Annotated in this window: 24 protein-coding genes; 13 read left to right on the top strand and 11 right to left on the bottom strand. The window is 63.9% G+C overall.

Annotated elements, in window-relative coordinates:
- Window positions 1-34: 34 nt before the first annotated feature.
- Complete coding sequence (locus tag GGD66_RS04760) at window positions 35-532, bottom strand: single-stranded DNA-binding protein (RefSeq protein WP_018317913.1); 498 nt, start codon at window positions 530-532, stop codon at window positions 35-37.
- A gap of 448 nt (window positions 533-980) precedes the next feature.
- Between GGD66_RS04760 and GGD66_RS04765 the strand changes: the two genes are divergently transcribed.
- From GGD66_RS04765 to GGD66_RS04785, 5 genes are all read left to right on the top strand, one after another.
- Entirely contained in the window at window positions 981-1,730 is a 750-nt protein-coding gene (locus tag GGD66_RS04765) for an outer membrane protein (protein WP_018317912.1), read from the top strand.
- A gap of 235 nt (window positions 1,731-1,965) precedes the next feature.
- Window positions 1,966-2,640 carry an outer membrane protein gene (locus GGD66_RS04770; RefSeq protein WP_018317911.1) on the top strand — a complete coding sequence of 225 codons (675 nt, stop codon included), beginning with the start codon at window positions 1,966-1,968 and terminating at the stop codon, window positions 2,638-2,640.
- A gap of 222 nt (window positions 2,641-2,862) precedes the next feature.
- Window positions 2,863-3,609, top strand: coding sequence for an outer membrane protein (locus GGD66_RS04775; RefSeq protein ID WP_026201934.1), 747 nt, complete (start codon window positions 2,863-2,865; stop codon window positions 3,607-3,609).
- A 286-nt stretch (window positions 3,610-3,895) separates the two neighbouring features.
- Entirely contained in the window at window positions 3,896-6,871 is a 2,976-nt protein-coding gene (gene uvrA / locus GGD66_RS04780; protein ID WP_018317909.1) for an excinuclease ABC subunit UvrA, read from the top strand.
- Window positions 6,872-6,951: 80 nt separating this feature from the next.
- Window positions 6,952-7,515, top strand: a complete 564-nt coding sequence (locus GGD66_RS04785; protein WP_183256986.1) for a DinB family protein — start codon at window positions 6,952-6,954, stop codon at window positions 7,513-7,515.
- Window positions 7,516-7,573: 58 nt separating this feature from the next.
- Here GGD66_RS04785 and GGD66_RS04790 read toward each other — a convergent pair whose 3' ends face one another.
- Window positions 7,574-8,110: an RNA 2'-phosphotransferase gene (locus GGD66_RS04790; RefSeq protein ID WP_246788763.1), complete on the bottom strand. Its 537-nt coding sequence runs from the start codon at window positions 8,108-8,110 to the stop codon at window positions 7,574-7,576.
- A 65-nt stretch (window positions 8,111-8,175) separates the two neighbouring features.
- Here GGD66_RS04790 and GGD66_RS04795 point away from each other — a divergent pair, with 65 nt between their 5' ends.
- On the top strand, window positions 8,176-8,814 hold the full coding sequence (locus GGD66_RS04795) for an HAD family hydrolase (RefSeq protein ID WP_183256987.1): 639 nt from the start codon (window positions 8,176-8,178) through the stop codon (window positions 8,812-8,814).
- 72 nt (window positions 8,815-8,886) lie between these two features.
- On the opposite strand, the gene GGD66_RS04800 is transcribed toward GGD66_RS04795, so the two are convergent.
- From GGD66_RS04800 to GGD66_RS04825, 6 genes are all read right to left on the bottom strand, one after another.
- Window positions 8,887-9,840: a cytochrome D1 domain-containing protein gene (locus tag GGD66_RS04800; RefSeq protein WP_183256988.1), complete on the bottom strand. Its 954-nt coding sequence runs from the start codon at window positions 9,838-9,840 to the stop codon at window positions 8,887-8,889.
- A gap of 2 nt (window positions 9,841-9,842) precedes the next feature.
- Entirely contained in the window at window positions 9,843-10,424 is a 582-nt protein-coding gene (locus GGD66_RS04805; protein WP_183256989.1) for an SRPBCC family protein, read from the bottom strand.
- A 748-nt stretch (window positions 10,425-11,172) separates the two neighbouring features.
- Complete coding sequence (locus tag GGD66_RS04810; RefSeq protein WP_183256990.1) at window positions 11,173-11,940, bottom strand: AAA family ATPase; 768 nt, start codon at window positions 11,938-11,940, stop codon at window positions 11,173-11,175.
- Between the two features lie 107 nt (window positions 11,941-12,047).
- On the bottom strand, window positions 12,048-12,908 hold the full coding sequence (locus GGD66_RS04815; protein ID WP_183256991.1) for a PCC domain-containing protein: 861 nt from the start codon (window positions 12,906-12,908) through the stop codon (window positions 12,048-12,050).
- Between the two features lie 9 nt (window positions 12,909-12,917).
- A complete protein-coding gene (locus tag GGD66_RS04820) occupies window positions 12,918-14,525 on the bottom strand; it encodes an acyl-CoA synthetase (RefSeq protein ID WP_183256992.1) in 1,608 nt (535 codons plus the stop codon).
- Between the two features lie 105 nt (window positions 14,526-14,630).
- Entirely contained in the window at window positions 14,631-15,128 is a 498-nt protein-coding gene (locus GGD66_RS04825) for a hypothetical protein (protein WP_183256993.1), read from the bottom strand.
- Between the two features lie 94 nt (window positions 15,129-15,222).
- On the opposite strand from GGD66_RS04825, the gene GGD66_RS04830 reads away from it, so the two are divergent.
- Window positions 15,223-15,582, top strand: coding sequence for a hypothetical protein (locus tag GGD66_RS04830; RefSeq protein ID WP_183256994.1), 360 nt, complete (start codon window positions 15,223-15,225; stop codon window positions 15,580-15,582).
- An 85-nt stretch (window positions 15,583-15,667) separates the two neighbouring features.
- On the top strand, window positions 15,668-15,943 hold the full coding sequence (locus GGD66_RS04835; RefSeq protein WP_092257871.1) for a GNAT family N-acetyltransferase: 276 nt from the start codon (window positions 15,668-15,670) through the stop codon (window positions 15,941-15,943).
- Window positions 15,944-15,992: 49 nt separating this feature from the next.
- On the opposite strand, the gene GGD66_RS04840 is transcribed toward GGD66_RS04835, so the two are convergent.
- Window positions 15,993-16,388, bottom strand: a complete 396-nt coding sequence (locus GGD66_RS04840) for an SPW repeat protein (protein WP_026201931.1) — start codon at window positions 16,386-16,388, stop codon at window positions 15,993-15,995.
- Between the two features lie 304 nt (window positions 16,389-16,692).
- On the opposite strand from GGD66_RS04840, the gene GGD66_RS04845 reads away from it, so the two are divergent.
- Window positions 16,693-16,968, top strand: coding sequence for a GNAT family N-acetyltransferase (locus tag GGD66_RS04845; protein ID WP_092257868.1), 276 nt, complete (start codon window positions 16,693-16,695; stop codon window positions 16,966-16,968).
- A gap of 66 nt (window positions 16,969-17,034) precedes the next feature.
- On the opposite strand, the gene GGD66_RS04850 is transcribed toward GGD66_RS04845, so the two are convergent.
- On the bottom strand, window positions 17,035-17,436 hold the full coding sequence (locus tag GGD66_RS04850) for a DUF3597 domain-containing protein (RefSeq protein WP_026201930.1): 402 nt from the start codon (window positions 17,434-17,436) through the stop codon (window positions 17,035-17,037).
- A 335-nt stretch (window positions 17,437-17,771) separates the two neighbouring features.
- Here GGD66_RS04850 and GGD66_RS04855 point away from each other — a divergent pair, with 335 nt between their 5' ends.
- Window positions 17,772-18,680, top strand: a complete 909-nt coding sequence (locus GGD66_RS04855) for a DUF2189 domain-containing protein (RefSeq protein WP_183256995.1) — start codon at window positions 17,772-17,774, stop codon at window positions 18,678-18,680.
- A gap of 130 nt (window positions 18,681-18,810) precedes the next feature.
- The gene (locus tag GGD66_RS04860) at window positions 18,811-19,635 is read left to right on the top strand and encodes a lytic murein transglycosylase (protein WP_018317895.1); all 825 of its coding nucleotides are present in this window, start codon (window positions 18,811-18,813) and stop codon (window positions 19,633-19,635) included.
- 67 nt (window positions 19,636-19,702) lie between these two features.
- Here the strand turns inward: GGD66_RS04860 and GGD66_RS04865 are convergent, their stop codons facing one another.
- Window positions 19,703-20,095, bottom strand: coding sequence for a hypothetical protein (locus GGD66_RS04865; protein WP_246788764.1), 393 nt, complete (start codon window positions 20,093-20,095; stop codon window positions 19,703-19,705).
- A 530-nt stretch (window positions 20,096-20,625) separates the two neighbouring features.
- Between GGD66_RS04865 and GGD66_RS04870 the strand changes: the two genes are divergently transcribed.
- Together GGD66_RS04870 and trmFO are read left to right on the top strand one after the other, a co-directional pair.
- Window positions 20,626-20,778, top strand: coding sequence for a DUF1127 domain-containing protein (locus GGD66_RS04870; protein WP_007590701.1), 153 nt, complete (start codon window positions 20,626-20,628; stop codon window positions 20,776-20,778).
- Between the two features lie 129 nt (window positions 20,779-20,907).
- Window positions 20,908-22,335: a methylenetetrahydrofolate--tRNA-(uracil(54)-C(5))-methyltransferase (FADH(2)-oxidizing) TrmFO gene (trmFO, locus tag GGD66_RS04875; RefSeq protein ID WP_183256996.1), complete on the top strand. Its 1,428-nt coding sequence runs from the start codon at window positions 20,908-20,910 to the stop codon at window positions 22,333-22,335.
- The last annotated feature ends 3 nt before the right edge of the window (window positions 22,336-22,338 follow it).

Consider the following 22,338-nt stretch of genomic DNA (forward strand, 5'->3'; position numbering starts at 1 on the left):
GCCGGCCAGCGCCCCCTCATCGTCCGGTCCGTGCTCAGAACGGGATATCGTCGTCCATGTCGCTGTTGCGGCCACCGCCCCCGGCGGCCACGGGACGGCGCGGCGCGCTGCTGACCGGACCAGAGGAGCCGAAATCGCCGCCCGGCTCGTCGCCGAAGCTGCCGCCTCCTCCGCCGCCGCCGCGGCCATCGAGCATCGTGAGCGTCGAATTGAAGCCCTGGAGCACGACCTCGGTCGAGTACTTCTCGACGCCGCTCTGGTCGGTCCATTTGCGGGTCTGGAGCGCGCCCTCGATGTAAACCTTCGCGCCCTTCTTCAGGTATTGCTCGGCGACCTTGCAGAGCCCTTCATTGAAGATCACGACGCGATGCCACTCGGTCTTTTCCTTGCGCTCGCCGCTGTTCTTGTCGCGCCAGGTCTCGGAGGTGGCGATGCTCAGATTCGCGATCGGCCGCCCGTCCTGGGTGCGGCGGATTTCAGGATCCTTGCCGAGATTTCCAACCAGAATGACCTTGTTGACGCTTCCCGCCATCGCCGCTCTCCACTCCGAATGCCACTGAATTTCCTAAGGCCGAGCGCGCTGCCCGCGTTCCTCTGCGCCCTGTTAAGGCGACCCTATACGCTTGCAGGGGCTGATCAGCCCATCACCCCCGAGGTTATCCCCACATATAGCACCGACCGGCGATCTGTTCCAGATTTGTTCCTCCAGAAATCGCCGCCAAATGTGGAGACGCGATGGCATCCAGATGGCGCTGCGATGGCAATCGGGATGGAACCAAATCGGGTTCCCGTGAACGGCAAAAACTACTTAACATTCATTAAGTTAGAGGTAGGTCGATTACATCCAACTGTTGCACTCCGGGCACGGACTCTGCCGCAGAATCGAGCTATCGTCGTGCCTGGAATTGATGCAATGGGCCTCGCGCCTGATCGTCCGCCTTGGGGAACTCAGAGAGGCGGACACGACTGGGGAGATTACAGTGAAGAAGATTTTGTTTGGCTTCGCCGGCGCGGTTGCGCTGACCCTCTCGGCTCCGGCCGGTGCTGCGGATCTCGCAGCGCGTCCCTATACAAAGGCGCCGGTCGCGCCCCCCGCTCCGATCTATACCTGGACCGGCTTCTACCTCGGTGTGCAGGGCGGCGGTGCCTGGGGCCGCAGCGACGAAACCTTCTTTGGCGGTCCGAATACGGCGCTCTTTGCGGGAAGTCAGAACTACGACACCACCGGCGGCTTTGTCGGTGGCGTGGTCGGCTACAACTGGCAGGCGGCCAACTGGGTGTTCGGCATCGAGGGCGACTATCATTGGGCTGACATCAACGGTCGTTCGGCCGAGATCAATGCCGGCCTCGGCGACACCTATTTCACGAGAATCCGCGGCTTCGGCGACATCAAGGGCCGTCTCGGCTACTCGACCGGCCCCGCTCTCTTCTTCGTCAGCGGCGGCGCTGCGGTCGGCGACATTCAGCATCGCTACGATGGCGTCCCCGGAAACGTCTTCATCCAGAACAACACCCGCTGGGGTTGGACCGTCGGCGCCGGCGCGGAATACATGTTCGCTCCGAACTGGTCGGCCAAGGTCGAATACAACTATATCGACTTCGGCAAGAGCACGATTCAGTACAGCCCCGTCGTGACCAACCGGTCCGAGTGGACCGATACCGTCCACACGGTCAAGGCAGGCGTGAACTATCACTTCAACTGGGGTGCGCAGGGCGTCGCGCGGTACTGATATCCCTCTGACATCATTGACGTCTAAGGCCGGCCTCGCGCCGGCCTTTTTCGTTTGGCGCGACGTGAAACGGAAGCAATAAGTCAGTAACCATCACCTTTTCGACTGCTGTGGCTTTTCGGAGACACAACTTGCGGCTTTAGTGGTGTAAGCACGGCATTAGTTGGGCCGTTGAGTCCGCTGCCCTTCCGGTCAGGAAGGCAACAACAGAAACTGGGACTGGGATTAGTTGAAAATGAAGAAGGTTTTGTTGGCTTCGGCCTGTTTGTTCGCTCTCGCTGCGCCCGCTTCGGCGGCCGACCTCGCAGCCCGCCCCTACACCAAGGCTCCGATCGCTCCGGCGGCTGCCGTCTACAACTGGACCGGCTTCTATCTCGGTATCGTCGGTGGCGGCGCCTGGGAAAACGCTTCCGGCGACCCGAAGATGAAGGGTGGCTTCGTCGGCGGCACCGCCGGCTACAACTGGCAGGCCGGCAACGTCGTGTTCGGCATCGAGGCCGATGGTTCCTGGGCTGACGTCAGCGCCTCGGCGACTGCTCTCGGCATCACCGTGTCGTCCAAGACCGACGCGCTCGGCACCGTCCGCGGCCGCATCGGCTGGGCCGTCAACAACGTGCTGTTCTACGGCACCGGTGGTTACGCCTGGATCGACAACAAGGTCAGCGTCAGCGCGCTCGGCGTGACCGTCTCCGACAGCAAGTTCCACTCGGGCTGGACCGTCGGCGCCGGCGTCGAGGCGTTCTTCGCTCCGCAGTGGTCGGTCAAGGGCGAGTACCTCTATCGCAGCCTCGGCGGCGAGACCTACTTCTCCGGTCTCGGCGCTCCGGTCACCACCGGCACGCTCAACTTCCACACCGTGCAGGTCGGCGTGAACTATCACTTCGGCGCCCCCGTGGTCGCCAAGTACTAAGCTACACTTCAACGCCTCGCGTTGCGAAAGGCCGGCCTCGCGCCGGCCTTTTTGTTTTTTGCGCGCCAACCGGCCCGCTCGCGTTTTCGCAGAGATGTGGCCCCCGGGTGACACAACCTTTGGCTTTAATGGTGTAAAGCAATGACATTAGTCGGGTCATAGGTCCGCTGGCTCTTCCGCTTTTCGGAAGGTCAGAAAGAGAAACGGAACTGGGGAATGGATATGAAGAAGCTTTTGCTGGCTTCGGCCAGCTTGTTCGCACTTAGCGCGTTGGCACCCGCCTCGGCGGCCGATTTGGCGGCCCGCCCCTACACCAAGGCTCCGGTCGCGCCGATCGCGATGTACAATTGGAGCGGTTTCTACATCGGTATCAACGGCGGCGGCGCCTCGAGCCGCAACTGCTGGGACGTCAACAATATCTTCGGCATTGCCGGTCCGGACACGGCTGAAGGCTGTCACAATGCGACCGGCGGCGTCGTCGGCGGCCAGGTCGGCTATCGCTGGCAGTCGGCCAACTGGGTGTTCGGCCTCGAAGCTCAGGGCGACTGGGCCAACCTGAAGGGCTCGAATACGAGCTTGGTGCTTGGCCCGCTGGTCAACCAGACCAAGATCGACGCAATTGGCCTGTTCACCGGCCAGGTCGGCTATGCCTGGAACAACGTGCTCTGGTACGTGAAGGGTGGCGCGGCCGTCACGCACGCCAAATATAACGGTCTGCTGGGTGGCGTCGTCCTCGACAGCGCGAGCGAGACCCGCTGGGGTGGCGCGGTCGGCACCGGCATCGAATTCGGCTTCGCACCGAACTGGTCTGTTGCGATCGAATACGACCACCTGTTCATGGGCAAGCGCAACAACTCGTTCACGATCCTCGGCGTCAACGACCGCATCGACCGGATCAAGCAGGACGTCGACATGGGCACAGTCCGCCTCAACTACACCTTCGGCGGCCCCGTGGTCGCCCGGTATTGATCTGAAGTCCTGATCGCTACCGACGTCCCATCGTCACGAAAGGCCGGCCTTGCGCCGGCCTTTTTGTTTTCGCGGCACCTTGCCGCGCAGTTCCGAAAAGCTCCTGCTGCCAGATGCCGCCAGCGCGCCAACATTCCGTTGACGATTCGCAAGTCCCACTGGAAATCCGTCTCCGTTCTTCCTACGTTCGCTGACAACCCCATCGGCGCCGATCCCGGTTCCGGGCGAGCGCGCCTTTTTTATTGGCGCGGTCGCGCACCCATGGGATTCCTTGAGGGCAACTCGGATGGATGAAGTGATCAAGGCGAAGCGCCAACAACAGAACGCGGGCTCCAGCCTGCGCGCAATTACGATCCGTGGCGCGCGCGAGCACAACCTCAAGAACATCGACGTCGAGATTCCCCGCGACAAGCTGGTGGTGTTCACCGGCCTCTCCGGCTCCGGCAAATCCTCGCTCGCCTTCGACACCATCTACGCCGAGGGCCAGCGCCGCTACGTCGAATCGCTGTCGGCCTATGCGCGCCAGTTCCTCGAGATGATGCAGAAGCCTGACGTCGACCAGATCGACGGCCTGTCGCCGGCGATCTCGATCGAGCAGAAGACGACGTCGAAGAACCCGCGCTCCACCGTCGGCACCGTGACCGAGATCTATGACTACATGCGCCTGCTCTGGGCGCGCGTCGGCGTGCCCTATTCGCCGGCGACCGGCCTGCCGATCGAGAGCCAGACCGTCTCGCAGATGGTCGACCGCGTGCTGGCGCTGCCCGAGGGCACCCGCCTCTATCTGCTCGCGCCCGTCGTGCGCGGCCGCAAGGGCGAGTACCGCAAGGAGCTCGCCGAATGGCTCAAGAAGGGCTTTCAGCGCGTCAAGATCGACGGCACTTTCCATGAGCTCGCCGAAGCGCCTGTTCTCGACAAGAAATTCCCGCACGACATCGACGTCGTGGTCGACCGCATCGTGGTGCGCGCCGACATCGGCCAGCGCCTCGCAGAGAGCTTTGAGACCGCGCTGAAGCTCGCCGAAGGCCTTGCCGTCGTCGAGTTCGCCGACGCACCCGCGGCCGCGCCCGCGGAAGAGAAAAAGAAGACGGCGAAGATCCACGACAAGAGCGGCCCCGAGCGCATCCTGTTCTCGGAAAAGTTCGCCTGCCCGGTCTCCGGCTTCACCATTCCCGAGGTCGAGCCGCGCCTGTTCTCATTCAACAATCCCTACGGCGCGTGTCCGGCCTGCGGCGGCCTCGGCGTCGAGCAGCATGTCGACGAAGACCTCGTCATCCCCGACAAGGAGCTCGCGATCGGCAAGGGCGCGATCGCGCCCTGGGCCAAGTCGTCGTCGCCCTATTACGTGCAGACGCTGACCGCGCTCGGCAAGCACTACAAGTTCACGCTGACCACCAAGTGGAAGGACCTGGCCAAGAAGACGCAGAACGCCATCCTCCACGGCTCCGGCGAGGACGAGATCAAGTTCTCCTACGAGGACGGGGTGCGCTCCTACGACACCAAGAAGCCGTTCGAAGGCGTCATCACCAACATCAACCGCCGCTATCGCGAGACCGAGAGCGAGTGGGCGCGCGAGGAGCTGGCGAAGTATTTCCACGACGTGCCCTGCGAGGGCTGCAAGGGCTTTCGGCTCAAGCCCGAGGCGCTCTGCGTCAAGATCGGCGGCAAGCATATCGGCGAGATTTCCGAGCTGTCCGTGAAGGGCGCCGGTGCATGGTTCGAGACCGTGCCTGACGCGCTGAACGCGCAGCAGAACGAGATCGCCGGCCGCATCCTGAAGGAAATCCGCGAGCGCCTGACCTTCCTGCTCGACGTCGGCCTCAACTACCTCACGCTGTCGCGCTCCTCCGGCACGCTGTCCGGCGGCGAAAGTCAGCGCATCCGCCTGGCCTCGCAGATCGGCTCGGGCCTGACGGGCGTGCTCTACGTGCTGGACGAGCCCTCGATCGGCCTGCACCAGCGCGACAACGCCCGCCTGCTCGACACCCTCAAGCGGCTGCGCGACCTCGGCAACACCGTGATCGTGGTCGAGCATGACGAGGACGCCATTCTGCTCGCCGACCACGTCCTCGACATCGGCCCCGGCGCCGGCATGCATGGCGGCAACATCATTGCCGAAGGCACGCCCGCCGAGATCATGCGCAACCCGAAATCGCTGACCGGCAAGTACCTGACCGGCGAGCTCGAGGTCGAGGTGCCGGAGCGGCGCCCGCCGAACCACCGCCGCACCATCAAGGTGGTCAACGCGCGCGGCAACAATCTCAAGAACGTCACCGCCGAAATTCCGCTCGGCCTGTTCACCGCCGTCACCGGCGTGTCCGGCGGCGGAAAGTCGACGCTGCTGATCGACACGCTCTACAAGTCCATCGCCCGCAAGCTGAACAATGCCAGCGAGGGCGCCGCCCCGCACGATCGCATCGAGGGCCTCGAGCACATCGACAAGATCATCGATATCGACCAGTCGCCGATCGGCCGCACGCCGCGCTCGAACCCTGCAACCTACACCGGCGCCTTCACGCCGATCCGCGAATGGTTCGCCGGCCTGCCCGAGTCCAAGGCGCGCGGCTACGAGCCCGGCCGCTTCTCCTTCAACGTCAAGGGCGGCCGCTGCGAGGCCTGCCAGGGCGACGGCGTCATCAAGATCGAGATGCACTTCCTCCCCGACGTCTACGTCACCTGCGACGTCTGCAAGGGCAAGCGCTACAACCGCGAGACGCTCGAAGTCCTGTTCAAGGGCAAGTCTATCGCCGACGTGCTCGACATGACCGTCGAGGAAGCCGCCGAGTTCTTCAAGGCGGTGCCGCGCGTGCGCGAGACTTTTCAAACCTTGCACCGCGTCGGTCTCGATTACATTCACGTGGGCCAACAGGCGACAACACTCTCGGGCGGTGAAGCGCAACGCGTCAAATTGGCAAAAGAGCTGTCCAAGCGCGCCACCGGCCGCACGCTCTACATCCTGGACGAGCCCACCACCGGCCTGCACTTCCACGACGTCAAGAAGCTCCTGGAAGTGCTGCACGAGCTGGTCGCACAGGGCAACACGGTCGTCGTCATCGAGCACAATCTCGAAGTCATCAAGACCGCCGACTGGGTCATCGACCTCGGCCCCGAAGGCGGCGACGGCGGCGGCGAGATCGTCGCCTGGGGCCCGCCGGAAGACATCGCGAAGGCGCCGCGGAGCTACACCGGCAAATTCCTGGAGCCGGTGCTGAAGAAGGCACGCAAGCCGAAGCGAAGGAGCACGAGCGAGGCGGCGGAGTAGCAGCTTTGCATTGAAGCCGCAGCGCTGTAGGGCGGATTAGCGTAGCGTAATCCGCCACTATCCGATCGGGACGAACCAACATGTCCGCTGGCCTTGTGCAGACCTATCGCGCCTTCGCCCACAACAATGCCTGGGCCAACCATCGGCTGCTCTCGGCTTGCGCCGCGCTGTCCCAGGTTGAATTCGAAGCCCACCGCACCGGCTTCTTTCCGAGCCTGCAACGCACCCTGAACCACATCCATGTCATCGATCTCTTCTATATCGATGCGCTGGAGGGTGGCTGGCTCGGACCGGCGGCCTGGAAAAACGAGGTGCCCTACCCTTCCCTTGCCGCGCTGAAGCCCGCTCAAGCCGCGCTCGACAAGCGGCTGATCGCCATCTGCGATACGCTGACGCCCGCACGACTCGATGACATCGTGAAGATCAATCGCGACACGCAGGTGCAAACCGAGCGCCGCGACCGGCTCCTGATGCATCTCTTCCAGCATCAGATCCATCATCGCGGTCAGGCGCACGCCATGCTGTCCGAGACAGCCGTCACCCCGCCTCAGCTCGACGAGTTCTTTGCCGAGGGAGAAGCCCCGCTCCGGGCCGCCGAGTTCGCTGCGTTGGGCTGGACCGAGGCGACCGTGTGGAAGTCTTAAAGGATGATCCGGAAAAGTGTGCAGCGGCTTTCCGAAAAGATCATGCTTAAACAACAACCTAAGTCAAAAATTCCGGCGGCACATGGTCGGTCAGCCATACGCCATTGTCGGCACGGAAAAACTTGAATCCCTTTGCCTGCATGCCGCTCGCATCGACCTTGAAGATGTGCGGCTTGCCGTGGCGCTGACCGACGCGCTGCGCTGTCGCTTCGTCGGAAGACAGATGAACTTGCTGACGCGCCTGCGGCTTCAGGCCCTCAGTGCGGATTGCGTCGGCGAATCGTGTCGCCGTCCCGTGATACAGGATCGACGGGGGCTCCTGCGGCGGCAGGCCAAGCTCCACCGAGACCGAGTGTCCCTGCGCGGCGCGAATGCTGAGCCCGTCGGCCGAGAGCGAGAAGCGCTTCTTGTCGCTGCCGGCGACAACGCCTAGCAGATCTGCGTGCTTGAACCTGGTCCCTGCCGCGTTGGCCTTTTCGACCAGCTCGTCAATGTTGGCCCAGCCCTCCGGGCGGAGCGTCAAGCCGATTTCATCAGGCTTGTGCCGCAGCACGAAGCTTAGAAATTTGCTGAGTTGAATTGGATCGACCGACATCTTGTGCATTCCTGTTGATCTCTTGTACATCCGGCCACGAAGCCCGACCAGACCTTCCGGCACCGATGCCCTACTCCCTCGCCATCTTCGATCTCGACGGCACTCTCGCCGACAGCTTTCCGTGGTTCCTGCGCACCGTCAACGACATCGCCGACCGCTTCGGCTTTTGCCGCGTGCGGGATGAGGAAATCGAGGAGCTGCGGCATGCCTCGACGCGGGAGATCCTCTCCCGACTCGAGGTGCCGCTTTGGAAGCTACCGGCAATCGCGCGGCATGCGCGGCGGCTGAAGGGAGAGGCAGCTGGCGAGATATCGCTGTTTGCGGGCGTCGAGGCGATGCTGCGGACGCTGGCGGACAACGGCGTGCAGCTGGCGCTGGTGACGTCCGACAGCGAGGACAATGCGCGCGAAAAACTCGGCGAGACCGCCGCGCTGTTTTCGCATTTCGACTGCTCGGCCTCGCTGTTCGGCAAGCCCGCGAAATTCCGCCGCGTCATCCGGCGCGCCGGCGTGGAGGCGGGCCAGGTCATCGCGATCGGCGACGAGGTGCGCGACATCGAGGCGGCGCGCAGCGTCGGGATTGCCTGCGGCGCGGTGTGCTGGGGCTATGCGGCACCGGCGGCGCTACGGGCGCTGGGGCCGGATCATGTGTTCGAGCGGATGGACGAGATTGCGGACGCGGTGTGTAATCGTAGGGCGGATTAGCGCAGCGTAATCCGCCGATCGATCGCCGATGCAAGATGGCGGATTACGCTGCGCTAATCCGCCCTACACACCCTACTCCGTCTTGCGCAGGAACGCTCCGAACGCCCTTGGGCCATCGCCGGTCTTGATCTCGCCGATCACTTTCAGCTCGGCTGCGTCGATGATATGAAGCGTATTGCTCTCCCAGCACGCGACGATGATGCGCTTGCCGTCGGCGGTGGCGTTGATGCCCTCAGGATAGTCGCCGACATTGATGCGCTTGATCGGCTTCAGGCTCGCCAGATCGAACACGCTGACAGTGCCGCCATATTGATCGGTGACGAAGCCGCGGCCTAGCGTCAGCGCCACCGCATAGGGGCGCATGCCGACCGGCACGCGGCCGATCTCGCGCCCTTCTGCAATGTCGATCACGGAGACGTCGTCGGAGCCGACATTGGCGGTGTAGGCGTACTTGCCGTCGGCATCGATGGTAACGCCGAACGGACGGGTGCCGACCTTGATCGTCAGCTTGCGCTGGCGCGTCGCGGTGTCAACGACGGAGGCGCTGTCGTCATCGCGGTCCGCCGAGAGCAGCAGCTTGCCGTCGGGCGTCACCGCAAGCCCCGACGGCGAGGCCCCGACCGCGATGCTGGCGGTGACGCTGCGCGAGGCGGCATCAATCACCCGCACCGCCGCCGCGTACCAGTCCGCGACATAGACGGACTTGCCATCGGGCGCGACCGCAATGCCGAGCGGCCCGCCGCCGACCTCGATCCGCCCCGTCACCTGCCGCGTTGCGGCGTCCACCACCGTCACCGCCTTGGCATCCGGGCTCGTGACATAGGCGAAGCGCCCGTCGGCGCTGACCGCAACGCCCGCCGGCTTGCCGCCGATCGGGATGGTCGCGACGCTGCGCGAAGTGGCGAGATCCACGACCATCAGATCGTCGCTGAGCTGGTTGGTGACGAACGCCTCCTCGGCAGCGGCGCTGCCGAGGCTGGCATGACAAAGGCTGGCGGCAAGCGCCGCCAGAACCAGCATCCGCACGGTCAGCTACCGCTCTCGATCTTCTTCTTCAGAGCTTCGAGGCCGGTCTTGTAGAGCCCGCTCACGGCCTTCATCGCGGCCTCGTCGCTCAACTCCGGCGGCGGATCGTTGTTGGGAAAGCCGCGGTAGAACGCCCCGGCCCATTCCAGCTTCGACTTGCCGTCGGAAGCCGGCGACACCGTCAACGTCGAGGAATAATTGGTCACCGGCAGCACCTTCACGTCCACCTTGGTGATCCGGTACGAATAGCTCATCATGTCGGGCTCGTATTTGTAGAGCTCCTCATCGATAGTCGCCCCGCCCGTCAGCGTCAGCTGGCGCGTCGCGCCGACCTCGTTGCCCTTCTCGCCGGTGGTCTTGGTGACGGGCGGAAGCCAGCCCATGTCCTGGAAGTTGCGGATCGCGGCCCAGACCTTGTCCTGCGGCGCGTTGATCTCGATGGATTCCCGCACCTTCTGCCGGGTCGGCCCATGCGCCCAGGCCGCCGGTGAAAAAGCCGGGCCCAAAGTCGCCGTCAAGCCTGCCGCCCCAACCACAGCCAGCGCCGCAGCCATGGCCGTGCGCCGTCCAATCGTCACCCTCATCTCGTTTCCTCATACGTCCAGTTGATCGTGCGCGACTTGGAATGCGCGCTGCGGTCATCCTAGCGCATTTTGGGGCCGAGGGGAGACCGGTTCGTGGCGCCGTTGCGGCGGCGTCCGGCACGACCCACAAGCTGTTGCGCGACCCGGCGGGCAAAACACCCATGGGAGGGTCAACGCCACCGAACGGAAATATTTCTCTTTATCCGAAGTTCGGATTATCGTATAGAAGGGCATCCCAACCCGGCCGAGGGGCGCATCGCGATCGTCACGACACGCGGGATGGGACGTGGTGGACGCGGGCTGCGTCGGCGCGAAGGTGGCTTGCAGGGCGGGTCACACCGTGAGCAAGGACTAACGCGCACACGACCGGTGCAGCCTGCGTACGGCAAAATCGTGTGGTCCTGGCGCCCGGGGTCTGTGCGCCAAGTGTTGCGGTGATGTTGCGGCCCGACCGGGCGCGCGCATCAGCTATCCGCAAGGCGACGGGGGCAATAGTGCATCGCTCCCCGGGGAGATCACGACATAAGCCGTAAAACCACTGCGCAGGGAAGGCCGGATGTTTGGCTTCACCTGTATGCCGCTGTGCAGCTTGTTAAGCACACGCTTTCGCACAGTGGACCGCGGGTGCCAGCCGGCACCCGGCCTTCCCTGCGCCCTCGGCATTTTTGAGGGCGGCAACTGAAGCAAAACTCGGGCACGATGTGCCGCGAGAACGGGAAACCGCGCGAAGGAGCACCGGATGGTACATTCATTCCTCCAGCGTCGCCTCGACGAACCCGTGCGGATCCGAACAAAACTCGCGCATCAGCCGGTAGTGATCCGTCGCCTCGACCGTCACCGGCTCCAGCCCGTATTTCCCGAGCCGCAGCAGCCGCGCATTCGGGTAAGCCATCAGCATCGGCGAATGCGTTGCCATGATGACCTGGCAGATCCGGGAATCCTCCATACGCCGCAGCAGCTTCAAGAACTCGATCTGTCGCGCCGGCGAAAGCGCCGATTCCGGCTCGTCGAAGATGAAGATGCCCTGGCGCTGACAGCGCTCCTCGAAAAAGCGCAGGAAGCCTTCGCCGTGGGAGTGCGACAGGAAATCGGGACCGACCTGGCCGGCGTCACGCGCGGCTTTGTCCAGATACCGCGCGACCGAGAAAAAGCTCTCGGCACGAAAGAACCAGCCATTGCTGATCTTCGGCAGCCAGCTCGCGCGTAGCGCCTTGCCGAGCTGGCCGCCCATCTTCTCGCGCGCCTCTGAATGATCGACCGGCATGTAGCCCTTGCCGCCCCCGGCATCGTCGTAGCCGGCGAGCGATGCGATGCCTTCGAGGATCGTCGACTTCCCGGTGCCGTTCTCTCCAACAACGATCGTGATGGCGGCGTCGAAGCTGAGCTCGAAATCATCCAGGAAGATGGGCAGGCAAAACGGATAAGCCTCGCGATCGTGAACTTTCGACGGGTCGAGCCAGACCCGCTTCAGATACGGCGCCGGCAGGTTGATCGTGCGATGACCTCGCCGGCTCATAGCTGCCTCTCCGTCCATTCCGCCACCGGCATTCCAAGCCGGAACGTAACGGGAACAATGATGCCGCGCAAGTGGCAGGGGCTCCCGGCGCGAGCCCCGTTCGCAGCCTAGTCCAGCGCCTCCAGCACCAGCTCCATCGTCATCAGCACGGGGTTGTCGCCGCGGACCAGGCGCCCCTCCGCCAAGCCGCCGGTGTAGTCGACCAGCGCGGCGTCGAGCGCAGCTTCGAGCGCGCCAGAGGGCCCGAGCGCTATCAGCCCGGCCGTTACCGCAAGCTCAGTCGCGAAAGGCTCGGTCACCCTGCCATGGCTGAAGCGAGCGCCGATGGTCGAGCCGACGCCGCCATGGATCTTCGCGCCCGCGATGCCGTGCGCACGGCAGAACTCTTCGAGCGCGCCGGCAAAATCCTGATTAGGGCGCAGCCGGAGCGCGAAGGCGCGGCTCGTGGTGCGCGCGCCGGTGCTCGCAGCCGCCACCGGCCCGAACAGCTTGAAGTTGGTCTCGGGATCGGGCTCGGCGGTGAACATCGCGCCGTCAATGCCGAAGGCGTCGACTTCGAACGGTTCGGCGACAACAGTCTCGTCTGGCAGCATGTGGCCGCCGCTGGCCTTGCCATCCGCCTCCGTCCACAGCCCATGGCAGTGAAAGAACGGCGCTCCGTCGCGCGTGCCGAGCGTCATGGAGCCGAGCTTCGTGCGCGTCACGCCGCCGGGCCGGTACGTGTCGCTATAGAACGCCGCATTCTCGCCAGTCTTCGACAGCGCCGGCATGACATAGGCGAAAGGCTTGAGCGCGCCCTGCCTGAAGTTCAGCACGCCGCTCGTAAAACCTTCGGCCGCAAAGCCGCGCCGCGCGGCTTCCAGCAGCGGCAGACCTGCCTGAAGCGTGAAGGAGAAGGCGCGCCCCCTCGCCTCCACCCATTGAATGCGTTCCGCGATGGGCGCGCCCGGCTGCTTGATATTCCGCATCACCTGCGCTCAGCCCGCCTTCGTCTTGTCGAGATCGAGCAGCCCGCGCGCCTCGAGCTCATCACGCACCATGCGCTTCGGCACCTTGCCATAGCCGGATTTCGGCAAGGCCTCCCAGAAGAAGAACCGCTTCGGCATCTTGTAGCGCGGCACCTTCGGCGAGAGGAACGCCGCCATTTCGGCTTCGCTCACCGCCTTCGCACCTTCGCGCGCCACGCAGACGGCGACGCCGACCTCGCCCCAGGTCGGATCGGGCACGCCGAGCACGGCGACCTCGCCGACCGCGGGATGCGTCAAGATTTTCTCCTCGATCTCGCGCGGATAGATGTTGGAGCCGCCGGAGATGTACATGTCGGAGGCGCGGCCCGTGATGTAGACGAACCCCTCCTCGTCCATGTGGCCGAGGTCGCCGGTGCGGAACCAGCCGTTGCGGAACGCCTTCGCATTGGCTTCGGGATTGTCGTAATAGCCTGCGAGCACCGCCGGCCCGATCACGCAGATCTCGCCGCTCTGGTTGGCTGCGAGCTCGCGGCCTTCATCATCCTGGATCGAGACCTGCATGCCGGTGCGCTCAAAGCCGCAGGTGCCGATCTTCGCGTGCGGGCCGTCCTCGGGATCGTGCAGCGCTGCCGGCAGCACAGTGATGTTGCCGGTGACCTCGCCAAGGCCGAAATACTGCACGATGACCTTGCCGAGCTTCTTCAGCGCGGTCTTCTGATCCTCGCGATACATCGGCGCGCCCGCATAGATCACGTGCCGCAGCGAGGAATGATCGTATTTGTCGACGGCAGGGTGCTCGACCATCATCTTCAGGATCGTCGGCACGGTGAAGAGATTGGCGACCCGATGGGTCTCGATCAGACGGAACGCCTCGTTGATGTCGAATTTCTCGGTCGGCAACAAGACGGTGCAGACGCCGCGCGCGGTCTGCACCAGCTGATGCACGCCGGCGCCATGCGACAGCGGCGCCACCACCAGCGAGGCGTCATTCTCGGTGACGCCGGGCGTCAGATCGGCGAGATGGTTGGTGATCACAAAGCCCATCTGTCCGTGGGTCAGCACCGCGGCCTTGGAGCGGCCGGTGGTGCCCGAGGTGAAGAAGAACCAGCAGGGATCGTCGTGTTCGACATCGACATTCGCGACATTGGCGCCGGCCTGCGAGGCAATGGCATCAGCAACCGAGCGCTCGCCGAACGCGCCCTTGCCGTCGACGCTCCAGGTGAACTCGAGCGCACCGCCCTTCACCGCCGCCGCATGCTCGGGAAAATCGACATGGCACAGAAACGCCTTGGCGCCGGAGGCTTCTGCGAGATAGGTGACCTCATCCGGCATCAGGCGGAAATTGGTGGGCACCCAGACCGCACCGAGCCGGAACGCGGCGAACATCGAGAAGAACATCTCGTCGCCATTCTTGGAATGGACCAGGATACGGTCGCCCTTGGCAATGCCACGCGCGGCGAGCGCTGCGGCCAACGCCGAGACCTGCGCATCGATCTGCCGCCAGCTCCAGGATTTGTCACCCCAGACGAAACCGGGACGCGCGCCATGCCGCCGGGCATTCTGGGTCAGCATGTAAGCGAGATTCATGACGCGGCGCGACATGCGCAGGGGCTGCATGGGGATTCCTCTTCGAGGGCGGGCGGCGCGCTGGCCGCCGGCTCATTGCAGCCCATTTATCGCCATCGCCCGCGCCCCTGCAAGGCCGCCGGATGCACGGCTCCCCTACGGTTGCTTGAACGCAAACGGTGTTGCCGTAATCGCCTTCTGCTTGACGCAGGTCTGCGGGCCAAAGCCGCCGCAGAAGCTGCCATGAAGATCGAAGCGGACGGTGCGCGCAGCGCCGCGCTTCATCGGCGGGGCCATGATCTTGTAGCGGAGGACATAGCCGTCAAACACCGGGCGAATGTTGCCGTCCGGCAGCGTCACCAGGATGTTGATGACGCAGCCGCCAGTTCCGCAATAGGTCGTCTCGCGATCGCCGCATTTGGTGTCCTGGAAATCGACGATGTAGTCGTCGCGGCCGTCACCGGTCAGGTCGATCTTGCGCACCGTATCGGGCGCGAAGGTCACCTCGCCACCGTCCTGGCTAGTGCATTCCTCATTGGCGTAGCGCACTGCCTTCTGCACGCCGGGCGGATAGTCGGAGGGATCGAACGGCTTTGCATCCTCCGCGCGCGCGGCGGAGGCGAACAGAGCGAGCAGAAGCATCAAATAGCGCATGCGCGTTTGTCGCCGGCGCGGCCGCAATCGTTCAGAAAATTTTAAACATGATCGGCGCACCCTTCCTCAGTTCTCGCGTACAGAGTGTCGCATCATGGTCAAAGCGCCCGCCTTCCTCCTGTTGTCGCTGGCGCTCGCCGGATGTGCCGTGGCGCCACAGGCGCATCTGGCCTCCGATCCCGCGTTCAAGCCTGCACGTTATGCCTGGGATGGCGCCGGCGAGGATCCCAATCGGCAGCGGGCAGCAGCACAGCCAGCGCGGACCTCGGCCCGATCCGAGCGGAACGGCTCGCAAGCCGGACTTCAGCCCCATTCGAAGGAGTGGTGGCAAGCGCAGGACGGCAGCAAGGCCGAGCAGGATGCCAGGGTCAACCGCTCCCTTGTCATCTGCCAGGGATGCCTGCGTCCGCCGCAGCAGCCCGAAGATTCCAGGCTCGCCAAAGCGGCCGATTGAACCGAACGACCTCAGCTACTGAAACCAGGCGACCTGACCGCGCGTTACCGCTTCGCGCGAGGATCGCAATTGGAGGTGCGACGACATGAGCGACGTCATCGACAACAAGGACCATCACTGCTTCGAGCTTGAGGTCGAGGGCCATGTTGCGACCGAGCATTACAAGCTCGACGGCGGCGTCATCACGTTCGAGCACACCGACGTACCAAAGGAGCTCGGCGGCAAGGGCGTCGGCTCGAAGCTGGTGCAAGGCGCGCTCGACCAGGTCCGCGCCGCCGGATTGAAGCTGATCCCGCAATGCCCGTTCGTGAAGGCATGGATCGAAAAACATCCGGATTATGCGGACCTCGTGGCGAGGTGAGAGCACAGGCCCGCCGCCCGTAGCCAGCGGGCCTGCCGACAGCTACGGCCTATCGTCCGTGCTTGAGCATGTCCTGATCATTCAGATCCCAGTCCTGCCACAGCTGAAGGATGCCCAACAGCACCACCGCCGCGCCGAGGCTCGTGTGGTAGATGCGGAGAAAGCCGTCAGCGGAATAGCCGAGGGCGTAAGGCGAGGCGATGAGCCACAGTCCGACGAGGATCGTCGTCACCTCCTGCCAACGCTGCAAGGCGACATATTCGAGCTGGCTGATGCCAAATACGACCAGGCCGATTGCGACCGCATTCAGGATCGCCGTCGGGTGCCCGGCAATCGCCGGATCCTGGACGGGAAACCACGGCGAAGCCACGATGAGCGCGCCGAGCAGCATCCCGCACCAGTCTTCCCATGTCCGATGAGTATTCAAGAAACCAAAGTCCGACATCGTAACCTCCTCCAAAGAGGCATACGTCTGCGGCTGGCAATCATGACACTCCGAATGTCTAGCGACCCTGCCGGCCGCATTCGGGCGTATGTCCTTGAGAGGACGTGGGAGCCGCCGTGGAACTTGCAAGAGTGGCGCCGGTAATTATTGGAGCCGGCGTGGTGTTCACTCATACTGCGCTGCAGCTAAAGGCATGCGCGTTTGCAGATATCTGCCGTGCGGCAAGCTCCCATGGCCGCGCCTTGCCAAGAACGGGGACGGGCTCCTAGATCAACGCCTCAGACCCACGTCGGAAGGATCTTGCATGGTGGCATCGGTACGGGACAACAAGGACAGGAGGCGCTTCGAACTCGATGTCGGCAACGAGGTCGCCTTCGCCAATTACCGGCTGACCTCGACGGCCGTCATCATCACCCACACCGAGACGCCCCGCGCGCTGCGCGGCCGCGGCATCGCCTCCGAGCTGATCAAGGGCGCGCTGGACTTGATCCGGCGCGACGGCCGCAAGGTGATCGCCGGCTGCGGTTTCGTGGTCGACTATCTCGACAGGCATCCGGAGAATGCGGATCTGGTCGGCTGAAAGCAAAAAGGGCCCGCGCGATCGCGAGCCCCTGCGGCACGACCGGCATTCGGTCAGTGCTTGCGGTCAGTGCTTGATCTCAGGCGGCAGCTTGCCGCCATTGGCGGCGAGCTTGGACATCACCTGCTTGTGCAGCCAGACGTTCATGCTGGCCGAGTCGTTCATGTCGCCGCTGTAGCCGAGCTCCTTGGCGAGATCCTTGCGCGCAGCGAGGCTGGAATCGATGTCGAGCGCCTTCATCAGGTCGACGATCGAGGTGCGCCATTCCAGCTTCTCGCCCTTGTGCGCGGCCACCGCCTTGTCGACGATCGCCGCCACATCGACCGCCGCCATGGGCGCGGAAGCCGGCGCCGACGCTCCAGGCGCGGCCCCTGCGGGCGCACTACCCGGCGCCGCGCCACCGGCGGGCGCGGCGGAAGCCGGCTGGCCGCCGAAGATCGCGCTCATGATTTTCCCGAAAATGCTCATGTCTGCTCCCCGAAAAGGATCCGTTGGAAGGGCCTTGAGTGGCACTTATAGACCAAGTTACTGCGTGGCGCCCGCGAAGTTCTGCGAACCACTACGCAGCATCAGCTTATCTGCGGCGAAATGACGGCCGAATGACATCGTCGAGGTTGCGATGCGGCATCGAATTTCACCCAAGCGTGAGGACAGGACTCGGAAATGGGCGTACGCTTCCAGCTCAGCTCGCGATGTCGTCCGGAATTCGCGTCTGGTCGGAATTGCGGGACTTCAGAGAATGGCGGCCGCTTGCGCCGTTTGCCGGCGCCGAATTCGGCCGCTCGGCAAGGGAGCTAGCGACCATGGCTACACTCTACCAGGGCAATGTCCCCACGATGGCCCAGCCCACTGATGCGGCTGGACCGGTGATCCGAACCATCCAGCTGTCTGATCTGCACGATGCGCTCAGGCGCGGCTGGGAAGATTTCAAGGCGGTGCCGAGCCACGCCATCCTCCTCTGCGTGATCTACCCGGTGCTCGGCCTCGTGCTCGCCCGTGTGGTGATGGGCTATTCGGTGCTGCCACTGCTGTTTCCGCTCGCCGCCGGCTTCGCGCTGATCGGCCCCTTCGCAGCGCTCGGTCTCTACGAGCTTTCCAGCCGGCGCGAACGCTACGAGGAAGCAAGCGCCTGGGATGCGATGGAGGTGCTGCGTTCGCCCTCGTTCGGAGCGATGCTCGGCCTCGGCACGTTGCTGCTCGCGCTGTTCGTGACCTGGGTTGCGACCGCGCAGGCGATCTATGTCGCAGCGTTCGGCTATGAGGGCGTCACCGGAATCTCGGACTTCATGACGCGCGTGCTGACGACGCAGCAGGGCTGGTGGCTGATCGTGGTCGGCTGCGGCGTCGGTTTCCTGTTCGCGCTCGCCGCGCTCTGCATCAGCGTCGTGTCGTTCCCCTTGATGCTGGATCGCCACGCCGGCGCGTTCGAGGCGATGAGCACCTCGCTGCGCGTGGTCGCGAGGAACCCGGTGCCGATGGCGGCCTGGGGCGTGATCGTGGCGGTTCTGCTCGCGCTCGGCACCATCCCGGCGTTCCTCGGCCTTGCCGTGGTGATCCCCCTGCTCGGCCATGCCACCTGGCATCTCTACCGCAAGGTGATCGTCTCGGAGCCCGGTGCACGTCCGGTGCCGCCCCCGCCGCATCGTCCGCGCAAGCCGGCTGCCGACTTCCCCGCCAACCTCTTCCCCTGGCGTAACAGGACGGACGCCTGACGATATCGTGACATGCGATCCTGCCCTGGTTCGGGCAGGATCGCGGTCTGTCGCACGCCTTGCTTTGGCCGCGGTTCCGATCGAGATTGAGCGCCCCGGTCAGATCGCTTCACGGAATTCGTTACCTCGAATGACCTCGACGATTTCTCGTCTCGCTCTCGCAGCCTTCGCCCTCTCCGCGTCAATCCTGTCCGCCCAGCCAGCGTTCGCCGCGGTTGCCTGCGGCTCGGGCAATTTCGATGCATGGCTTGCGGACTTCAAGACCGACGCTGCGGCCAAGGGGATCTCACAGCAGGCCATCGCATCTGGTCTCGCCGGCGTGACGCTGGATCAGAGCGTGCTCAACCGCGACCGCTCGCAAAAGGTCTTCGCCCAGACCTTCGAGGAATTTTCCGGCCGCATGGTGCCGCCGCGCCTGGAACGCGGCTCCAACAGGATGAAGCAGTACGGCTCGGTGCTGTCGCGCATCGAACAGACCTATGGCGTCCCCGGCGAGGTTCTGGTCGCGATCTGGGGCCTAGAGACCGATTTCGGCGTCAACACCGGCAAGTTCGCCACGATCCGGTCGCTGGCAACACTGGCCTATGACTGCCGGCGCGCCGAGCAGTTTCGCGCCGAGCTGCTCGACGCACTGCGCATCGTCCAGCGCGGCGATCTCGTGCCAGCCGAGATGAAGGGCGCCTGGGCCGGCGAGCTCGGCCAGACCCAGTTCATGCCGTCGTCCTGGATGAAATACGCCGTCGATTTCGACGGCAACGGCAAGCGCGACCTCCTGCACAACGCGCCCGACGTGCTCGCCTCCACCGCCAATTATCTTGCCGGCTATGGCTGGCAGAAGGGCAAGGATTGGCAGCCGGGCAGTCCGAATTTCGCGGTGCTGCAGCAGTGGAACAAGAGCGAGGTCTATTCCAAGACCGTCGCCTATTTCGCCACCCAGCTGGCGCGCGCCCCTTAAAGACCCATCAACAAACGCGTAGGGCCGATCGTCTGACCGGCCCTCTCTCGTGCGTTTGCCTACCCGTTTACTTGGCCATGGTGGCGTGCATCGCCTTGTTCAGATGCGCACCGCACGCACCCATTTTGCCGTTGAGCAGCGAATCCTGCGCAGCCGCGATCTCCTTCTGCGCGACGAACTTGCTGTCGCCGTCGGCCATGTTCTCGATCGCAGTCTCGGTCTTCTCCAGGTTGGCTGAGCTGCAACCGCCCGTGGCATGCTTGGCGGCCTCGGACGGCGCGACGGCGAACGCGACGGCGGCAATTGCAATAACCCCGAGTAACTTCGTCATGATGTTACTTCCTTCTGTTGTTCTTGAGACAGGACCCGCGACATTGCCGGCCTCTGCAACATGACTTTCCCCCGGACGCGGCAACTTGCCGCAATAAATTCCCCGCGAGAATTGCGTGATGTTGCGCATCACGCAGAGCCGCATGCGAAATTTCTGATTTTCATTACATCCCGGTAATCATCGTCACACGCTCGGCGTGTGTGCGCTGCGCCACCGTGGGTGCGAAAGGGCCGTTCCGACGCATCCTGCCGCGAAAAAGCCCGTGGACCCCATTCGCGCCTATTGTCCATCCCAAAAATAATGAATCTATATTCAAAATAACGATTTTTGTCTCATGCGAATCGCGCATGCCCTACTTGGGTGTAGAAGCTGACGACCCGTCTTGCTGGTGACAGGCACGCAACTTATCTCGGCTATGATCGAGATCAGTCGACAGCCCTTAAATCCGTGATTTCACGGAAGTTTGTCGCCAGATTCGGTCCATACAGTTCAAGCCTTGGGCGGGACTGGCGAGAGGTTAAGCCTCCCTTACTCGCGGTATGCGTTACTCGCTTAGCTGCATCGCAACATCGGAACTTTCGCAGTGCACCACTCTCACCTATATTCATTTCAACGATGCAGCCCGGGCAAGGGTTGAATCGAACTACAGGAGACTACCAATGCTGCTCTCGCTCATCCGCATGATCCAGGCCTTCCGGGACTATCAGCGCAATGTTGCCGAGCTGTCCCAGCTCAGCGATCGCGAACTGGCCGATATCGGCCTCGATCGCTCGGACATCCCGCGCGTTGCCGCCGGTCAGTATCAGGGCTGATATCGTTTCAGCCCTTCCACCGGAACGGACCGATAGCGCCCGCCTCGTGCGGGCGTTGTCGTATCTAGCGGCAGAAAACTCGATCTCGGCGATTCCACTCCACGCCGAAAAGCGCTACCTGTCCGCCCCATGACAGGACCTCAATCCAACATCGTGCACGTGATCGGCGCCGGCCTTGCCGGCTCTGAAGCCGCCTGGCAGGTGGCCAAGGCCGGCGTGCCCGTGGTGCTGCACGAGATGCGGCCGACCCGCATGACCGAAGCGCACCGCACCGACGGGCTCGCCGAGCTCGTCTGCTCCAATTCGTTCCGCTCGGACGACGCCGCCAACAACGCCGTCGGCCTGCTGCATGCCGAAATGCGCCGGCTCGATTCGCTGATCATGCGCGCAGCCGACGCCAACCAGGTGCCCGCCGGCGGCGCGCTCGCCGTCGACCGCGACGGCTTCTCCGCGGCCGTCACCAAGGCGCTGAACGACCATCCCCTGATTCAGATCGCCCGTGGCGAGGTTGCAGGCCTGCCGCCGGCCGACTGGAGCAACGTCATCGTTGCCACCGGCCCCCTCACCTCCGCACCGCTCGCCCATGCCATCCGCGAGTTGACCGACGAGAACGCGCTCGCTTTCTTCGACGCAATCGCGCCGATCGTGCACCGCGAATCCATCGACATGTCGGTGGCCTGGTTTCAGTCGCGCTACGACAAGGTCGGCCCCGGCGGCACCGGCGCGGACTACATCAACTGCCCGATGACCAAGGAGCAGTATGACGGCTTCGTCGCCGCGCTCATCGCTGGCGAAAAGACCGAGTTCAAGGAGTGGGAGACCAACACGCCCTATTTCGACGGCTGCCTGCCGATCGAAGTGATGGCGGAGCGCGGCCCCGAGACCTTGCGCCACGGCCCGATGAAACCGGTCGGTCTCACCAATCCGCACGATCCCACGACGAAAGCTTACGCGATCGTGCAGCTGCGCCAGGACAACAAGCTCGGCACGCTCTACAACATCGTCGGATTCCAGACGAAACTGAAATACGGCGAGCAGCAGCGCATCTTCCGCACTATTCCCGGGCTGGAGAAGGCGGAGTTCGCCCGCCTCGGCGGCCTGCATCGCAACACCTTCCTGAACTCGCCAAAGCTTCTCGACAGTCAGCTGCGCCTGCGCGCACAGCCGCGTCTGCGCTTTGCCGGCCAGATGACGGGTTGCGAGGGCTATGTGGAATCGGCCAGCGTCGGCCTGATCGCCGGTCTCTATGCAGCCGCGGACGCGCGCGGCGAGACGCTTGTCAGCCCGCCCGGCACGACCGCGCTCGGATCGCTGCTCGGCCACATCACCGGCGGCCATATCGAGACCATCGAGCCCGGCACACGCTCGTTCCAGCCGATGAACATCAATTTCGGTCTATTCCCACCGCTTGCGACCGCGCCGACAAAAAAGCCCGACGGCACGCGCCTGCGCGGCAACGAAAAGACGGTGGCCAAGAAGCAGGCGATGAGCGCACTGGCACTCGCCGATCTCGATCGCTGGATCGCCGATCATTTGCGCATTTCCGCAGCCGCGTGAGTT

Source organism: Bradyrhizobium sp. CIR48 (genome assembly GCF_014198315.1).
Taxonomy (GTDB): Bacteria; Pseudomonadota; Alphaproteobacteria; order Rhizobiales; family Xanthobacteraceae; genus Bradyrhizobium.

What these genes read in the sequence shown, in the direction of transcription:
- GGD66_RS04840 (WP_026201931.1), bottom strand. Translation starts at nt 16,388, where the DNA reads ATGTCGGACTTTGGTTTCTTGAATACTCATCGGACATGGGAAGACTGG.
- GGD66_RS04785 (WP_183256986.1), top strand. Translation starts at nt 6,952, where the DNA reads ATGTCCGCTGGCCTTGTGCAGACCTATCGCGCCTTCGCCCACAACAAT.
- GGD66_RS04795 (WP_183256987.1), top strand. Translation starts at nt 8,176, where the DNA reads ATGCCCTACTCCCTCGCCATCTTCGATCTCGACGGCACTCTCGCCGAC.
- GGD66_RS04845 (WP_092257868.1), top strand. Translation starts at nt 16,693, where the DNA reads ATGGTGGCATCGGTACGGGACAACAAGGACAGGAGGCGCTTCGAACTC.
- GGD66_RS04810 (WP_183256990.1), bottom strand. Translation starts at nt 11,940, where the DNA reads ATGAGCCGGCGAGGTCATCGCACGATCAACCTGCCGGCGCCGTATCTG.
- GGD66_RS04870 (WP_007590701.1), top strand. Translation starts at nt 20,626, where the DNA reads ATGCTGCTCTCGCTCATCCGCATGATCCAGGCCTTCCGGGACTATCAG.
- GGD66_RS04825 (WP_183256993.1), bottom strand. Translation starts at nt 15,128, where the DNA reads ATGCGCTATTTGATGCTTCTGCTCGCTCTGTTCGCCTCCGCCGCGCGC.
- GGD66_RS04865 (WP_246788764.1), bottom strand. Translation starts at nt 20,095, where the DNA reads ATGCGCAACATCACGCAATTCTCGCGGGGAATTTATTGCGGCAAGTTG.
- uvrA (WP_018317909.1), top strand. Translation starts at nt 3,896, where the DNA reads ATGGATGAAGTGATCAAGGCGAAGCGCCAACAACAGAACGCGGGCTCC.
- GGD66_RS04760 (WP_018317913.1), bottom strand. Translation starts at nt 532, where the DNA reads ATGGCGGGAAGCGTCAACAAGGTCATTCTGGTTGGAAATCTCGGCAAG.
- GGD66_RS04860 (WP_018317895.1), top strand. Translation starts at nt 18,811, where the DNA reads ATGACCTCGACGATTTCTCGTCTCGCTCTCGCAGCCTTCGCCCTCTCC.
- trmFO (WP_183256996.1), top strand. Translation starts at nt 20,908, where the DNA reads ATGACAGGACCTCAATCCAACATCGTGCACGTGATCGGCGCCGGCCTT.
- GGD66_RS04835 (WP_092257871.1), top strand. Translation starts at nt 15,668, where the DNA reads ATGAGCGACGTCATCGACAACAAGGACCATCACTGCTTCGAGCTTGAG.
- GGD66_RS04770 (WP_018317911.1), top strand. Translation starts at nt 1,966, where the DNA reads ATGAAGAAGGTTTTGTTGGCTTCGGCCTGTTTGTTCGCTCTCGCTGCG.
- GGD66_RS04805 (WP_183256989.1), bottom strand. Translation starts at nt 10,424, where the DNA reads ATGAGGGTGACGATTGGACGGCGCACGGCCATGGCTGCGGCGCTGGCT.
- GGD66_RS04775 (WP_026201934.1), top strand. Translation starts at nt 2,863, where the DNA reads ATGAAGAAGCTTTTGCTGGCTTCGGCCAGCTTGTTCGCACTTAGCGCG.
- GGD66_RS04815 (WP_183256991.1), bottom strand. Translation starts at nt 12,908, where the DNA reads ATGCGGAATATCAAGCAGCCGGGCGCGCCCATCGCGGAACGCATTCAA.
- GGD66_RS04790 (WP_246788763.1), bottom strand. Translation starts at nt 8,110, where the DNA reads ATGTCGGTCGATCCAATTCAACTCAGCAAATTTCTAAGCTTCGTGCTG.
- GGD66_RS04830 (WP_183256994.1), top strand. Translation starts at nt 15,223, where the DNA reads ATGGTCAAAGCGCCCGCCTTCCTCCTGTTGTCGCTGGCGCTCGCCGGA.
- GGD66_RS04855 (WP_183256995.1), top strand. Translation starts at nt 17,772, where the DNA reads ATGGCTACACTCTACCAGGGCAATGTCCCCACGATGGCCCAGCCCACT.
- GGD66_RS04850 (WP_026201930.1), bottom strand. Translation starts at nt 17,436, where the DNA reads ATGAGCATTTTCGGGAAAATCATGAGCGCGATCTTCGGCGGCCAGCCG.
- GGD66_RS04820 (WP_183256992.1), bottom strand. Translation starts at nt 14,525, where the DNA reads ATGCAGCCCCTGCGCATGTCGCGCCGCGTCATGAATCTCGCTTACATG.